The organism is Streptococcus sp. SK643 (assembly GCF_000259505.1).
Taxonomy (GTDB): domain Bacteria; phylum Bacillota; class Bacilli; order Lactobacillales; family Streptococcaceae; genus Streptococcus.
The window spans coordinates 52,520-67,470 of sequence record NZ_AJMM01000017.1 but is presented as its reverse complement, the minus strand read 5'-3'; the positions used below and the strand labels follow the sequence as shown (position 1 = coordinate 67,470).

18 protein-coding genes and 1 pseudogene are annotated in these 14,951 nt (G+C 40.5%); 4 read left to right on the top strand and 15 right to left on the bottom strand.

All coding sequences use genetic code 11. The annotated features are described in order from the left end of the window. Positions 1 to 31: 31 nt before the first annotated feature. Positions 32 to 802: pseudogene (locus HMPREF1117_RS11625) on the bottom strand (IS630 family transposase); the annotation flags it as partial. Between the two features lie 429 nt (positions 803 to 1,231). Here HMPREF1117_RS11625 and HMPREF1117_RS06985 point away from each other — a divergent pair. The 4 genes from HMPREF1117_RS06985 to HMPREF1117_RS06970 all read left to right on the top strand — a co-directional run bounded on the left by HMPREF1117_RS06985 (position 1,232) and on the right by HMPREF1117_RS06970 (position 4,953). Further along, positions 1,232 to 2,191: an ABC transporter permease gene (locus tag HMPREF1117_RS06985; protein WP_000777253.1), complete on the top strand. Its 960-nt coding sequence runs from the start codon at positions 1,232 to 1,234 to the stop codon at positions 2,189 to 2,191. Beyond that, positions 2,181 to 3,137 (top strand): iron chelate uptake ABC transporter family permease subunit, encoded by a 957-nt coding sequence (locus tag HMPREF1117_RS06980; RefSeq protein WP_001190923.1) that lies wholly within the window; start codon positions 2,181 to 2,183, stop codon positions 3,135 to 3,137. Before HMPREF1117_RS06985 ends, HMPREF1117_RS06980 begins: the two co-directional genes overlap by 11 nt. Continuing rightward, a complete protein-coding gene (locus tag HMPREF1117_RS06975; RefSeq protein WP_000764292.1) occupies positions 3,134 to 3,886 on the top strand; it encodes an iron ABC transporter ATP-binding protein in 753 nt (250 codons plus the stop codon). Before HMPREF1117_RS06980 ends, HMPREF1117_RS06975 begins: the two co-directional genes overlap by 4 nt. 95 nt (positions 3,887 to 3,981) lie before the next feature. After that, a complete protein-coding gene (locus HMPREF1117_RS06970) occupies positions 3,982 to 4,953 on the top strand; it encodes a siderophore ABC transporter substrate-binding protein (RefSeq protein WP_000858284.1) in 972 nt (323 codons plus the stop codon). A gap of 101 nt (positions 4,954 to 5,054) precedes the next feature. Here HMPREF1117_RS06970 and yidD read toward each other — a convergent pair whose 3' ends face one another. The 14 genes from yidD to HMPREF1117_RS12115 all read right to left on the bottom strand — a co-directional run bounded on the left by yidD (position 5,055) and on the right by HMPREF1117_RS12115 (position 14,878). Then, positions 5,055 to 5,306, bottom strand: a complete 252-nt coding sequence (gene yidD, locus HMPREF1117_RS06965; protein WP_000821625.1) for a membrane protein insertion efficiency factor YidD — start codon at positions 5,304 to 5,306, stop codon at positions 5,055 to 5,057. After that, positions 5,306 to 6,028 (bottom strand): pseudouridine synthase, encoded by a 723-nt coding sequence (locus HMPREF1117_RS06960; protein ID WP_001222208.1) that lies wholly within the window; start codon positions 6,026 to 6,028, stop codon positions 5,306 to 5,308. The genes yidD and HMPREF1117_RS06960 overlap by 1 nt, the downstream gene beginning before the upstream one ends. Next, entirely contained in the window at positions 6,015 to 6,584 is a 570-nt protein-coding gene (gene scpB, locus HMPREF1117_RS06955) for an SMC-Scp complex subunit ScpB (protein ID WP_000209072.1), read from the bottom strand. The genes HMPREF1117_RS06960 and scpB overlap by 14 nt, the downstream gene beginning before the upstream one ends. A 12-nt stretch (positions 6,585 to 6,596) precedes the next feature. Next, positions 6,597 to 7,331 (bottom strand): segregation/condensation protein A, encoded by a 735-nt coding sequence (locus HMPREF1117_RS06950; protein ID WP_000351920.1) that lies wholly within the window; start codon positions 7,329 to 7,331, stop codon positions 6,597 to 6,599. Continuing rightward, the gene (xerD, locus tag HMPREF1117_RS06945) at positions 7,331 to 8,065 is read right to left on the bottom strand and encodes a site-specific tyrosine recombinase XerD (protein ID WP_331270676.1); all 735 of its coding nucleotides are present in this window, start codon (positions 8,063 to 8,065) and stop codon (positions 7,331 to 7,333) included. Before xerD ends, HMPREF1117_RS06950 begins: the two co-directional genes overlap by 1 nt. Further along, complete coding sequence (gene cbpB / locus HMPREF1117_RS06940; RefSeq protein ID WP_000628831.1) at positions 8,062 to 8,523, bottom strand: cyclic-di-AMP-binding protein CbpB; 462 nt, start codon at positions 8,521 to 8,523, stop codon at positions 8,062 to 8,064. The genes xerD and cbpB overlap by 4 nt, the downstream gene beginning before the upstream one ends. After that, positions 8,520 to 9,041 carry a metallophosphoesterase gene (locus tag HMPREF1117_RS06935; protein ID WP_001118950.1) on the bottom strand — a complete coding sequence of 174 codons (522 nt, stop codon included), beginning with the start codon at positions 9,039 to 9,041 and terminating at the stop codon, positions 8,520 to 8,522. The genes cbpB and HMPREF1117_RS06935 overlap by 4 nt, the downstream gene beginning before the upstream one ends. Beyond that, on the bottom strand, positions 9,017 to 9,988 hold the full coding sequence (locus HMPREF1117_RS06930) for a nucleoside-triphosphate diphosphatase (RefSeq protein WP_000182448.1): 972 nt from the start codon (positions 9,986 to 9,988) through the stop codon (positions 9,017 to 9,019). The genes HMPREF1117_RS06935 and HMPREF1117_RS06930 overlap by 25 nt, the downstream gene beginning before the upstream one ends. After that, a complete protein-coding gene (gene racE, locus HMPREF1117_RS06925) occupies positions 9,985 to 10,779 on the bottom strand; it encodes a glutamate racemase (RefSeq protein WP_000370388.1) in 795 nt (264 codons plus the stop codon). Before racE ends, HMPREF1117_RS06930 begins: the two co-directional genes overlap by 4 nt. Before the next feature lie 206 nt (positions 10,780 to 10,985). Next, on the bottom strand, positions 10,986 to 11,231 hold the full coding sequence (locus HMPREF1117_RS06920; RefSeq protein ID WP_001048971.1) for a YneF family protein: 246 nt from the start codon (positions 11,229 to 11,231) through the stop codon (positions 10,986 to 10,988). Between the two features lie 330 nt (positions 11,232 to 11,561). Next, positions 11,562 to 12,365 carry an ABC transporter ATP-binding protein gene (locus HMPREF1117_RS06915; protein WP_000157669.1) on the bottom strand — a complete coding sequence of 268 codons (804 nt, stop codon included), beginning with the start codon at positions 12,363 to 12,365 and terminating at the stop codon, positions 11,562 to 11,564. A gap of 12 nt (positions 12,366 to 12,377) precedes the next feature. After that, entirely contained in the window at positions 12,378 to 13,271 is an 894-nt protein-coding gene (locus HMPREF1117_RS06910; protein ID WP_001012082.1) for an ABC transporter permease, read from the bottom strand. A 10-nt stretch (positions 13,272 to 13,281) separates the two neighbouring features. Beyond that, positions 13,282 to 14,259 (bottom strand): ABC transporter substrate-binding protein, encoded by a 978-nt coding sequence (locus HMPREF1117_RS06905; protein ID WP_000648932.1) that lies wholly within the window; start codon positions 14,257 to 14,259, stop codon positions 13,282 to 13,284. 487 nt (positions 14,260 to 14,746) lie between these two features. Continuing rightward, a complete protein-coding gene (locus HMPREF1117_RS12115; protein ID WP_007556885.1) occupies positions 14,747 to 14,878 on the bottom strand; it encodes an LPXTG cell wall anchor domain-containing protein in 132 nt (43 codons plus the stop codon). Positions 14,879 to 14,951 lie beyond the last annotated feature (73 nt).

The following is a 14,951-nucleotide window of genomic DNA, read 5'->3' as shown; positions in this document are numbered from 1 at the left end:
GAATAGTAGCACCTTTGAGATTACAATCTCAAAGGTGCTTTTTGATATGTGCCCCTGTTTTATTGTACTCAGGTGAGTAGGGAGAAAGTGGTAAAAGTTTATGCCCAAACTCTTCACACAAGAGTTCTAGCTTACCCATTCTATGGAATCTTGTATTATCCATAATAATAACTGATGGTGTATTTAATATTGGTAAGAGAAACTTCTGAAACCAAGCTTCAAAAAAGTCGCTCGTCATCGTCTCTTCGTAAGTCATTGGAGCGATTAACTCACAATTTGTTAGCCCTGCAACCAAAGAAATCCTCTAATATCTTCTTCCAGATACTTTACCTCTTATTAACTGACCTTTTAATGAGCGACCATATTCTCAATAAAAATAAGTACCAAACCCTGTTTCATCAACATAAACAGGCGCTAGGTACTTTAAACTATTAAAATTTTTAAGAAATAAAGCTACTTTTTCTGGGTCTTGTTCATGTAGGTGTGGTTCTTTTTTTCGAGTGTATCCCATAGCTTTGAGAGCATAGTGAACGGTAGTTGGATGACAGCCAAATTCAGAAGCTATTTCAGTCAAATAAGTATCTGGATTGTCAGTAAGATAGTTTTTAAATCTATCTCTATCAACCTTTCTTGGTTTTGTTCCTTTTACTTGATGGTTTAGCTCTCCTGTTTTCTCTTTTAGTTTTAACCAGCCATAAATGGCATTACGTGAGATTTGGAAAAGGTCCGATGCTTCTGTTATACTATCTGTTCGCTTACAATAGGCGAGAACTTTTTTATGAAAATCTATTGAATATGCCATAAGAAGCTTATACCACATTGCGTACTGTTTTTATTTCATTTTACTATAAATTATTTTTCTAACTTTTGAGGTCAATACAAAATTAGATTTTTAGTACAACTATCGGGGCAATGTTGAAAATTCCATGTCCGATTGTTGTATATCACACTTGTGACCCAGCTAGCGTCCTAGCAGACGCCTCAAAAACTAAAAAATATCTTGATTGGAAAACTAGCTACTCCCTTGAAGATATCATTTTATCGGATTATCATTTGCGGGTTAAAGAAGGTAAAAACATTTTGGAATAGGATAACAAAGGAGAAAGCCTTGCGCCCTCTCCATATCTTATTTATTAAATTGTCAGAAAATTTATTGACAGATTAAAGAAATCGTGTTACAGTAATATCCGCAGGTATCTTTCGGTACCAAATCTACATGAAAGGATGGGGTATGAAACTTTCTCATTATTTAATTGGCTTACTTCTACTCCTAGTCTTTCTCTCTATTAGCATTGGGACCAGTGATTTTTCATGGGGAATGCTCTTTGCTTTCGACCAACAGACCTGGCTTCTCTTTCAAGAGTCTCGTCTTCCAAGAACCATTAGCATTCTCCTGACTGCTTCTAGTATGAGTATGGCAGGACTTCTCATGCAGACTATCACTCAAAATCAGTTTGCTGCTCCGAGTACAGTTGGAACCACTGAAGCCGCCAAACTGGGAATGGTATTGAGCCTCTTTGTCTTTCCGTCGGCTAGTCTGACCCAAAAGATGCTCTTCGCTTTTGTTTCATCCATCGTATTCACCCTCTTCTTCCTAGCCTTTATGACCATTTTTACTGTAAAGGAAAGGTGGATGTTGCCTCTGATTGGGATCATCTATAGCGGGATTATCGGTTCTGTGACAGAAGTTATCGCCTATCGTTTCAATCTGGTTCAGAGTATGACTGCCTGGACCCAGGGCTCCTTCTCCATGATTCAGACCCATCAGTATGAATGGCTTTTCTTAGGCCTCATTATCCTGATAGCCGTTTGGAAATTATCCCAAACTTTTACCATCATGAATCTAGGGAAAGAAACCAACGAGAGTTTGGGGATTTCATACTCCCTACTTGAAAAACTGGCCCTCTTTCTGGTGGCGCTAACGACAAGTGTCACCATGATTACCGTGGGTGGCTTACCATTTCTCGGGGTCATCGTTCCAAATCTTGTTCGCAAGCGCTATGGAGATAATCTAAGCCAGACCAAACTCATGGTCGCACTAGTCGGTGCCAATCTAGTTCTGGCCTGCGACATCCTATCCCGAGTTCTGATTCGGCCCTATGAGCTGTCTGTCAGTCTTCTACTAGGAATCATTGGTAGCCTCGTCTTTATCCTACTTCTATGGAGAGGGGGACGAAAAGATGCAGTCTAAAAGCAAACATACTAAGCTATTCTGGCTTCTCATTATTCTTGCCATCGGAGCTTGTCTTCTCTACTTTTGGCCCATTACTCACCTGTCAGCCTTTGCTTGGAAGTTGCGTTCCCAAAAGGTTATCGTTTATCTCTTGGTAGCCATCGCGACTGGGATTTCGACCATTAGTTTTCAAACCCTGACGGAAAATCGCTTCCTGACACCTAGTATTTTAGGAATCGAATCCTTCTATGTTTTGCTACAAACCCTGCTACTGGTTTTTGAAAGCAAGTTTCTTCAACTTGGCAAGTCCCCTATCTTAGAATTCCTAGTCTTGCTTCTGCTTCAATCCCTCTTCTTTCTTGCCTTACAAGGCTACTTGAAGACACTGATGAAACAAGACCTGGTCTTCATCCTGCTAATCTGTCTAGCCCTCGGAAGTCTCTTTCGAAATATCAGTACCTTCCTTCAGGTCCTGATGGATCCAAACGAATACGATAAACTGCAGAACAGTCTCTTTGCCTCCTTTCAACATCTCAACACTTCCATCCTAGCCATCGGTTCTCTGATTATCCTTGCTTTGACAATCTTTTTCTTTCGGAAAGCAGTCATTCTGGATGTCTTGCATCTGCAAAGAGAAACAGCTCAGATATTGGGACTCGATGTTGAAAAAGAACAGAAAGAACTCCTCTGGGGTATCGTACTTTTAACTTCAACGGCCACTGCCCTGGTAGGACCTATGGCCTTCTTCGGTTTTATGTTGGCCAACCTCACCTACCTAATCGTCAAAGACTATCGACATAAGTTACTCTTTATAGTGGCCATTCTGGTTGGATTTATCAGTTTGACCTTGGGGCAAGCCCTGATTGAACGAGTCTTTGCGCTGGAAATTCGCATCAGTATGATTATCGAGAGCGTAGGTGGTCTCTTATTCTTTATCTTACTCTACAGGAGGGCGCGTCAGTGAAACTGGAAAACATTGACAAATCCATTCAAAAACAGGATATTTTGCAAGGCATTTCGCTTGAAATCAGTCCTCAGAAACTGACAGCATTTATTGGTCCAAATGGTGCTGGAAAATCGACTCTCCTCTCCATCATGAGCAGACTGACCAAGAAAGATCAGGGAATTCTCAGTATCAAAGGCCGTGAAATCGAGAGTTGGAATTCACAAGAACTGGCTCAAGAACTGACTATCCTAAAGCAGAAAATCAATTACCAAGCCAAATTGACTGTTGAAGAACTGGTCAGTTTTGGACGTTTTCCCTACAGCAGAGGTCGACTGAGACCAGAAGACTGGGAAAAAATCCGAGAAACTCTGGACTATCTGGAACTGACCAACTTAAAAGACCGCTACATCGATAGCCTGTCTGGGGGACAGCTCCAACGGGTCTTTATCGCTATGGTACTAGCCCAGGATACAGACTTTATCTTGCTAGACGAACCGCTCAACAACCTCGATATTAAGCAAAGTGTCAGCATGATGCAGATTCTTCGGCGACTGGTGGAGGAACTCGGCAAGACCATTATCATCGTCCTCCACGATATCAACATGGCCAGTCAGTACGCGGATGAAATTGTTGCCTTTAAAGACGGACAAGTCTTTCGCAAGGGAACCACAAATCAAATCATGCAGGCTGACCTGCTCAGTCAACTTTACGAGATTCCCATCACGCTGGCTGATATCAATGGCAAAAAGATCTGCATCTATAGCTAGCAACTCAGAAACTCGAGTTAGAAGAAACTTTGTCTCTTAGTCAATAAAACCTAGAGACTCCCTAAATCGTTATCACATTTTAAAAAGGAAAAATCATGAAAACATCCCTTAAACTTTACCTCACTGCCCTAGTGGCTAGTTTCTTGCTCCTACTTGGTGCATGTAGTACAAATACAAACTCAAGTACCAGCCAGTCGGAGATAAGTAGCTCCGCTCCAACAGAGGTAACCATTAAAAGTTCGCTAGATGATGTCAAACTTTCAAAGGTTCCTGAAAAGATTGTGACCTTTGATCTCGGTGCTGCTGATACTATTCGCGCTTTAGGTTTTGAAAAGAATATCGTTGGAATGCCTACAAAAACTGTTCCGACTTACCTAAAAGACCTAGCTGAAAAAGTTAAAAATGTTGGTTCTATGGTTGAGCCAGACCTAGAAGCCATTGCTGCTCTTGAACCAGATTTGATTATCGCTTCACCACGTACCCAAAAATTTGTAGATAAATTCAAAGAAATCGCTCCGACCGTTCTCTTTCAAGCAAGCAAGGACGACTACTGGACTTCAACTAAGGGCAACATTGAGTCCTTAGCAAGTGCCTTCGGCGAAACTGGTACACAGAAAGCCAAGGAAGAATTGGCCAAGCTAGACAAGAATATCCAAGAAGTCGCTACTAAAAATGAAAGCTCTGACAAAAAAGCCCTTGCTATTCTCCTCAACGAAGGAAAAATGGCTGCTTTTGGTGCCCAATCTCGTTTCTCTTTCTTGTATCAAACCTTGAAATTCAAACCAACTGATACTCAATTTGAAGATTCTCGCCACGGACAAGAAGTCAGCTTTGAAAGTGTCAAAGAAATCAATCCTGACATCCTCTTTGTCATCAACCGTACCCTTGCCATCGGTGGGGACAACTCTAGCAACGACGGTGTCCTAGAAAATGCCCTTATCGCTGAAACTCCTGCCGCAAAAAATGGCAAGATTATCCAACTAACACCAGATCTCTGGTATCTAAGCGGAGGCGGACTTGAATCAACCAAACTCATGATTGAAGACGCACAAAAAGCCTTGAAATAAGCTGCTTCAAACTCAACTAACATCTTTACATGATAAAACGCATCCTATCAGACTCACTCAAATCTGATAGGATGCGTTTTTATCATTTCACTAAAATACTTTTACCCAGCCTCATTTTCTTCTTGATTCCGTTTGAGTGAAAAGTGGTCTGGGACGGGGTCCTTACCTGTTTTCGACCAGGGATGGCAACGTAAAATCCGAGCCAAGCCCATCAAAACACCCTTGAAGCCATGTTTTTCAATAGCCTGAATCATGTAGTTGGAACAAGTCGGCTCAAAGCGACAAGAGGGTGGAAAGGCTGGTGAGATAAACCGTTGGTAAAAGCGCACAGGCGCTATTAAAATTCGTTTCATTATTTCTTGGTTACAGCCATGGTGTGTAGTTGGCTGATTTCTTTTTTATTAAGACGACGGGATTCACCTGGACGAAGACCTGTCAGGTCTAGGTGTCCAAAACGGGTCCGTGACAACTTGTCCACTTGAAGACCAACAGCTTCAAACATCTTTTTAACCTGGTGGTTACGCCCTTCATGGATAGTCAACTGCACCACAGAGCGGTTTTTGACTGGATCCACTTTGAGAATCTCATAGACAGCCGGTTTGGTTTTCTTACCATCAATCTCAAGTCCACGGGTCAAGGGGCGGAGATTATCCTTATTGGCCACACCTTTAACACGCGCGACATAAACCTTGTCAATCTCATTACGAGGGTGAATCATCTCATCCGTAAAATCCCCATCATTAGTCAAAATCAAAACACCTGATGTATCCCAGTCCAAACGTCCAACTGGGTAAATACGCTCTTTCACATTGGGCAAGAGGTCTACAACTGTCTTACGCCCCTTATCATCTGTCACACTAGAAATTACCCCGCGTGGTTTATTGAGCAGATAGTAGACCTTTTCCTCGTTGTAGATGGGTTGCCCTTCTACTTCTACCTTATCTCCAGATTTAATAGTGGTTGCTAATTCACGCACCACTAGTCCGTTTACAGTCACTAAGCCCTGCTTAATCAACTCTTCTGCTTTTCTCCTACTGGCCACACCTGCGTGGGCAATATATTTATTGATTCTCATCTTCTTCTATCCTTTCACCAAATAATTGGCTTTCTTGGGCTTGAATCTCAAGCTCATCAATCACTGGTAATTCTTCCAAATGGTTAATTCCCATGTAATCTAGGAAATAATCCGTAGTCACATAAAGGTTGGGGCGACCCAATACTTCTTTTTTCCCGTCTTCCTTTATCAGGTCAAATGCCTGCAGCTTTGCCAAGGCCCCACTGGAGTTAACTCCACGGATGGCATCAATTTCTATCCGTGTGATGGGCTGTTTGTAAGCAACGATGGACAAGGTCTCAAGGGCAGCTCGGGAGAGGCTCTGGTTGATAGGTGCCTTTGAGTATTCCTTCAAGATCTCTGCAAACTGAGGCTTGGTCACCAATCTATAGGAAGTCCCTGTTTCAATAAGGGACAAACTTGACTGCTCATCAGTTTCATACTTTTTGGCTAATTTTTCTAAACTCTGTTGAATACCTGTCGGCGGAAGAGAAAGAAGTTCCGCCAACTGACGAATCCGAATACCATCTTCACCCGCCACAAACAAGAGCGCTTCTATTTTTGCTAAAGTCGTCATATTTCCTCTCTATCAAGTCTGGCTTTTTTCTGCTTGACTATCTAGCTTCTTTTCCATGAGATAGATATCCCCAAAACTCTCATTCTGCACTAGGGTTAACTCCTGAGTCTTGATTAACTCTAAAGTTGCTAAAAAGAGTGTAATGACCTCTTGGACATTCTGAGCTTCCTTAAACAAATCTTGCAAGAGTACCTGATCTCTTCCAGCCAACGACTCTTTCACAATGACCATCATATCCTCAATCTTATACTCATCACGTAAGATAGTCGTATGATTTTTAGAAAACTCCTCTTTTTTCTTAGTTAGAATGTTCGAAAAAGCCAAGAAAAGGTCAATGGTTGTTTTATCATGTACAAGCTCAGCATCTTCGTAAATCAATTCCGTTGGTGGCTTTGAATAGTACAGGGCTCGTTCTTGGTGTTTAGCTTCCAACTGTTCCCCCAAAACCTTGAATTTACGGTATTCTTCGATTTGAGAGAGAAGATCCTGCTCAAGGTCATCTTCTAAATCTGTTACTTCCGCCACCTTCGGAAGAAGTTTCCGACTTTTAATCAACATGAGCTGGCTGGCCATAACCATATACTCGCCCGCGACTTCTAAACGCATGGCTTGTAAAGTAGAGACATAGACTAGATACTGCTCAATAACCTCGGTAATAGGCACATCATAAATATCCATCTGATACTTGGAAACTAGATGCAAGAGCAAGTCCAGTGGCCCTTCAAAATCTTTTAATTTAATATCCATTATCTATATTTTTCTAAAGTCAGAACTGTTTTTAATCCTAATTTTTTTGCGATTTCGTACAAATCAACCTTGTTTTCAAATTGTCGCAGGATAAACTGTTCTCGCAAAGCTTGAGCAGACAAGTCTGAAAAACCTTTCTCTCTCAAAAATGATTCCAGTTGGCGAAAAGCCCACTGCCTAGAATAAGGCTTCCCGACCCTATCAAAAAGATAGGTCTGCTTCATTAAAGGCTCCAATTCTGAGATCAAATCTGTAGGAATAGCTACAACTCTTTGTTGAGAAGCCTTTGTAATTCTCAAAACTTGAAAATTAAGATTGATATCTGCAACTTCGAGAGCCAAAATCTCACTTGGCAAGAGTCCCATTTCCGAGATAAGAAGAGCTAGCAAGCGTCCCTCAGGATAGTTACTTTCTTGCCAAAAAGACTCCAAATCTATGAGAGCTGGTTTTTCAGCTTTTTTTTCTGTTTGTTTGACCAAATCTAAACGATAAAAATTTTCTAGTTTTCCTTTTTGATATAAAAAATAGAGAAATTGATTACAAGCTGAAATTTTACGTTTTTGGGCACTGATTTTTAACTTGGATAACTGTGCTTGATATATCTTGAGACTAGTCTCTGAAATACGTTCACCTACAATATCTAAAAATTGCTCCAAATCATACTTATATGCTTGTCTAGAATTGATAGATAAACCCTGTTTTTCCTCTAAAAATACTGAAATTCCTTCTCTCATTTGCATCGAATTTCATATTCCTTACTAAAGTCATGCAAGAGGGCATTCACAGCTTTTAAAATGGACTTCCGGGTGATAATCCCTTGAAAAATACCATTCTCATCCACAACTGGTAAGAAAGACTCATCCACCAACTTGTGTAAAACCTCTGTAATAGTAAAATCAGGAGCAACTACAGCCACATCTTTTCTCGTCATATGAATGATGTCTATATCAGCCATGATTTCGTGGCTCAAATCATGCTCCATTTGATAAGCCATAATATCTCTTAGACCAATCGTTCCAACGAAATGTTTTTGATCTGTCACGACAGGCACACGGGTGTAGGTCATCTGACTCAGCAACAGAATGGCATGGTCTGCATTATGAGTATCAATCAAGACCGCTAAATTCTCCGCAGGTGTCAAAAAAGTTTCCTCTTGTCCTAGCAAGAAAGTCTCAAACTCCTTGGTAATCATCGATCAAACTCCTTGGACAAGCCTTTATAGACCTCATGATCACGTGTCAAAAAGTCAACTTTAAAGCTCTTGTCATCAATCTCCACACGAGCATAGAGACATTCTCGAATAGTGCCACGTGGTTGGCTAATAGAACCAGGATTTAAAAAGAGAGTTTTTCCTTCCATCCAAGCACTAGGTACATGCAAGTGGCCATAAAGGCAGATATCGGCCTCTTCCTCCTGAGCCCAGAAATCCAATTTTTGAAAATTGAAATTAATGTCAAACAAGTGACCGTGGGTCTGAATGATTTTGGTTGGTCCCAACTGTGTCACCAAACGCTCTGGGTAGCCGGCATAGAAGTCCATATTTCCTTTGACAACATGGATACCCTCCCATAGTGGTGAATCAGGACGTAATTCAGAATCTCCGTTATGAAAAACGGCATCAACTTTGCCTACATAACGATCACGGATTTCTTCTACAATCAAGCTATCCCCATGGGAATCACTCATTACAATGATGGTTTGCTTTGCCATGATGGAAACACCTCCAAAAGTTTCTTAACAGCTAAGGCACGGTGAGATTGGCTATTTTTTTCTTCAAGGGTTAACTCAGCTGATGATTTACCAGTCTCTCCCACAAGGAAGAGGGGATCATAGCCAAAACCATTTTCACCTTTAGGTTCAAAGTTAATATAGCCTGCCCAGTCAGCTTCGACAACCAAACTTTCCTTGTTTGGACTGGCTACAACTAGGGTCGTGTGGAATTGAGCAGAGCGGTCCTTGAGTTCAAAGACCATGGCCAATTCGTGCAAGAGCTTGGCATTGTTTTCACGATCAGTAGCTCCGACACCTGCGAAACGAGCTGACCAAACCCCTGGTAAGCCGCCCAAAACATCAACTTTCAGTCCAGAATCATCTGCCAAGACCATCTTACCAGTTAATTGAGAAATAGTTTCTGCCTTGAGGCGGGCATTTTCTTCAAAAGTCATACCTGTTTCTGCTACTTCAGGCAAGTCAGGATAGTCATTAAGATTTTCCACATCATAGCCTAGCTTGTCAAAGATAGCTCGGAATTCCTTGGTCTTGCCCTCGTTACGAGTCGCAATCAATAAGGTTTCTCTGACCTTGTTTGTCTCAAAGAAGGCTTCTACATCAACACCTTCTTTGGGTAATTCTACATGCAGGAGTTGCCCATTTTCAACCAGGAGCAAAGTCCCCTGACGTTGGATGACTTCCACATTTCGTCCCATTTCTTGGTTAAGGATATCTACCACAAAAGACAATAAACGATAGAGAGAACCATAGCGTAAAACAGTAACAGAAACAGGAAAACCTCGATCCTCATCTCGAAATCTTTGGGCAAACTCCAATAGAGGAAAATCCAAGTCATCATCCGTCAACGTCCGGACGCCACCAAAAATACCATAGGACCCGACATACCAGTCCTGTTCATCCTTGTATTCATAAATTTTATTTGTCATAATTCTACATGCTCCACATGAATCTCTTTTTCCAGCCATTCTTCACCAATTTGTGCAAAACTTTGGCTGCTGGCTGTTGTGTAAAAACGGTGATGGAGTGGTCCGGCATCGCGACCACGATTGATTTCAAAATAATTGAGTAAGACGGAGATATCTCGCACACATTCCGCTCCACTATCGATGAGTTTGACATTCGGTCCCATAACATTTTGAATAATAGGCCTGAGGAGCGGATAGTGGGTACAGCCTAAGATTAAACTGTCCACCTTACCAACCAAGGGTCTTAGGGTTTCATATACGACCTTTTTAGTCACACTAGTTGATAAAGCCCCTGACTCGACCAAGGGTACAAACTTAGGGCATGCCAAACTTTCCACTTGTAGGTCTGGATCCAGATCTTGAATCTTTTTACGATAAATGTCAGAGTGTACAGTCATAGGCGTTCCAATCACACCTATTTTCTTACCTTGACTGGATTTGATAGCAGCTGAAGCACCTGGCAAAATGACTCCAAGCACAGGAATATCTAGCTTAGCCTTAACTTCTTCCCAAACGACTGCTGTTGCAGTGTTACAAGCAAGGACAATCATTTTGACATCCTTGGTTAAGAGAAAGTTAACCAACTGCCAAGTATATTCACGAATTTGCTCATCAGAACGAGGCCCATATGGTGCCCGCGCTGAATCTCCAATATAGACGATCTCTTCATGAGGAAGCTGGCGCATGAGTTCGCGCACAACGGTCAAGCCCCCGACACCCGAATCCAAAAAACCAATTGGTCGATTATCCATACAGTCTTCTTTCTAGTTTTCTTTTTCTGATTGATAGTTCATCATGATTAACACAACTTGAATATATTACTGATAAATTGAGAAAATCCAACTATCTCCCTCTTAATCATAATCAAATATCAATAGAATGCAAGGAAAAAGGATTATCCTTGAGAACTATTAAACATAGTGAGAAGTCTGGAACTTTCATCCCAGACTTTTCCTATTTATTTCTTTTTATTGTTTGCAAGAGCTGCTTTTTGTTGACGGATGATTTGGTGGTAAACCTGTTGTACTTTTGCTTCGCTTGGTTTTTGACCATTTGCACTTAATAAAGTACGAACTGCTTCTGCATTCAAACGTGGGTTATCAGCAAATTCTTTTTCAATTTGCTTACGAACCAAGTACATGCCTCCAAGAGCGCCCCCTAAGGCTGCTAAAACAATCAATACAATTGCTAAAATAAGATTCATAACATTTCTCCTGTTCCTTTTTGAGTCTATACTATTATAACACAAAGAAGGCAAACTGACTAGTTTGATTTACGCTTTCACCTACGGATTAACTATCCTCAATTGTTTAAAAAGAGAGCTCCTTTCTAAGTTTAACTCACATAGTTAGCCAATGTTTGATAAGGTTTGAGTAGAATTTTTTAGACACTTCTGCATCTTCATAATTCAAAATCAAAATTTGTTCTTTTGGGTAGGCTACTAGATATAAGGTAACCTATATGAATTCCGATTTGTAGATTTTGCAAAATGCAAGAAATAAAAGACTGAGACACTGGTTCTCAGCCTTTTTCTTTATCCCAAAACCAATTCATCACTGACTAGACTTTGGCCACTATTTTTATGGAAGAGATGCATGAGATCTTCAACCGTCAAATGCTTTTTCTCCTCTCCCTTGACATCCACCACTATTTTGCCTTGATAGAGCATAATGAGACGATTTCCAAACTCAATAGCATGGTTCATATCATGGGTAATCATCAAAGTGGTCAACTGATGCTGTTCCACAATTTTTTGCGTCAAATCCATCACCATTTGACTCGTTTTAGGATCAAGTGCCGCAGTGTGTTCATCCAAAAGCAAAAGTTTGGGTTTCACCAGGGCTGCCATGACTAGGGTCAAGGCCTGCCTTTGTCCTCCTGAGAGGTATTGAGTATCCACTTTCAAGCGGTTTTCAAGACCAATATTCAACTCCTTCAAGGCCTCTTGGAACTGGATTCTATCCTTCTCCTTTACGCCCCAGCCAAGCCCTCTCTTCTGCCCACGTCTTAAGGCAATAGCCATATTCTCCTCAATTGTCAAACGAGAAGCTGTCCCCATCTTAGGATCTTGAAAAACACGGGCAATATCCTTAGATCTTTTGCGAACGCTCAGATTTTTAATGGATTTCCCCTCCAGTAAGAGGTCTCCTTCGTCTACCGATAGATTGCCAGCCAAGATATTCATCAAAGTGGATTTTCCTGCTCCATTTCCACCAATCACAGAGATAAAATCTCCTTCTTCAACTTCTAAATCTAATCCTTTGAGGACATGGTTCTCATTGACCGTCCCTGCTTCAAATGTTTTGTGAATATTTTCAAGTGTTAACAAACTTGCCATAACTTTCTCCTCCTATTCATTTCTCAGTTTCAGACCACGAATTTTTAACCTCTTTTGCAATTCTGGTGCAAATAAAACCAAGGCGAGCAAAATTGCATTAAAGAGACGAACCAAATTTTGATCTAGATTTGGAATTTCATAGATATTTAAAATAATCAAACGGTAAACAATCGCACCGATTCCGATAGATAACAAGCGGCCTCCAATGGTCAAATCGTGAATCAAAACTTCCGCAATAATCACCGCGCTCAAACCAACAACAATAGTTCCTGTCCCTGAAGTTACATCTGAAAATCCATCATTTTGAGCAAACAAAGAACCACATAGAGCAATCAAACCGTTTGAAATCATATAACCAAAAATCTTCATGGTGTCTACATTAACCCCATTGGCCTCACTCATCGGAATATTGTCCCCAGTTGAACGCAAGACCAAGCCAATCTCTGTTTTCATCAAGAGAGTCAAGACCAGACAAACAAGTAAGAGACATGTCAAGCTGAGAGAGAAAACAGCTTCTTCAGTTGTCAGCCCCAAGCTCGCCAATTGTTTAAATACGGTTGCAGAATCTCCCAAGGAAAGATTAGGCACGCTTCCCATGATTTTAATATTGATGGAATAAAGCCCTGTCAAGGTCACAATCCCTGTCAAGAGAGCTGGAATTTTCATCTTAGTGTGGAGCATTCCTGATACAAGACCTGCTACCATACCTGCCAGCAAAGCTAGTAAGGTCGCAATCCAAGGATTTGTCCCTGCCTGTATCTGTGATACAACGACAGCTGCCCCCAGAGGAAAGGCTCCTTCCGCAGTCATATCCGCAATATCCAAAATACGGAAAGTCAAGTAGACTCCAATAGCCATAATCGACCATAACAAACCTTCTGATAAACTAGATAATACAAAATTCATCTTAAACCTCCTATTCCTTGCCTTCTAACCTACTAATATCAATTCCTAGTGCAGTTGCAATTTCTTGATTGGTATGCAATTCCAGTTTTTCAGGCAACTCAACTGCTATATTGTCTGGCTTCTCACCTTTTAAAATACGAACCAGCATTCTTGCTGTCTGTCTTCCCAATTCTTCATAATTGGTTCCGTAATTATACAAGCCACCAACCGCAACCATTTCTGTTGATCCACCAAATACTGGAACCTTGTGTTTAATAGAAACCTGCTTAACTGTTTCCATAGTTGACGAAATAATATTATCCGTTGGTACAAAAACCATATCCACCTCTGTCATCAAGCTATCTGCTGCCACCTTGACGTTGTTACTGTCCAAGATTGTTTTTTCAACAACGGTAAAACCTTTTTCTTCCAGAAGGCGCTTAGCTTCATCCTTTTGGACAACTGAATTGGGCTCACTCTGAGTATAAAGGATCCCAATCGTTTTAGCCTTTGGTAACACTTTCTTTATCAAATTGATTTGAGTTGAAATAGCATCTGATGATTGGTCGCTAGTTCCAGTTACATTGCCGCCAGGATGCTCTTTTGACTCAACCAATTTGGCACTGACAGGATCTGTTACCGCTGAAAAGACAACCGGTGTTGTTTGCGTCGTATTGGCCAAGCTCTGGGCAGAAGGCGTTGCAATAGCTAATACGACATCACTAGATTCTGCTAACTGCTGGGAAATAGTTTTTAGATTTCGTTGCTCACCCTGTGCATTTTGCAAATCAATCTCAATATTTTCCCCCTCAACATAGCCTTGTTTAGCTAGCTCATCCATAAAACCTTCTCGAGTAGCATCCAAAGACTGGTGGGTAATAAATTGCGAAATACCAATACGAAACACATCTTTTTTCTTATTTGCCTTCAACTGATGCAAACTGATCAGAGAGGTCAAGAGAATCCCTACAACCAAGAGAGGGGCTAGTAATTTTCGAACAGCTTTCATAATGAAACTCCTTCTCAGAAAAGATAAAACAAAAAACCGCCTAGATAATATCTAAACGGATGCTTGAAATAATCTAACAAGTTATAACTTTGCTAGTCCATTTAGATATTCATCTATATGGACCACAATCAAAAATCTTAGCCACATAGATACAAACAAATTGCTTGAACTGTTTGCATCCATGGTGACATGTCTACAAACACTATCTAAAGTAGCTAAAGTAAAAGTTTTGATTCATAGTTAAAGCTTGTCTTTTAATCATTCTTTTTCTGCTTTCTTTTTTGATGTTTCTTATCTTACTATCTTTTTCATCACCTGTCAAGAATATTTCAGAATTTTTTAAAATTTTTCGAAAATTCTTTCAGGATGCTTTTAAAACAAGTCCAACAAAAAAGTTTATAATTTTCCTAAAAAATTGATGAATCACTTGATTTATCATTTTTAGGATTATCTGTCCATTTAAATCTATGAATAGCATTGAGAAATATTAATAAACTTTCTTCTTACGATCAATCAATCTAAATCCACTCAAGACTCCAAGAAATCCAAATGCTACAATGCTGATGTAATTTTTTGTACCAGTATTAGGCAATTCGCATTTAGCTTCAGTTTCTTTCACCTCTACCTATTAAACTGACTCAACTGGAATTTTCGATTGAATTCTGCAAATATCTTCATTATTCTACCTGTAT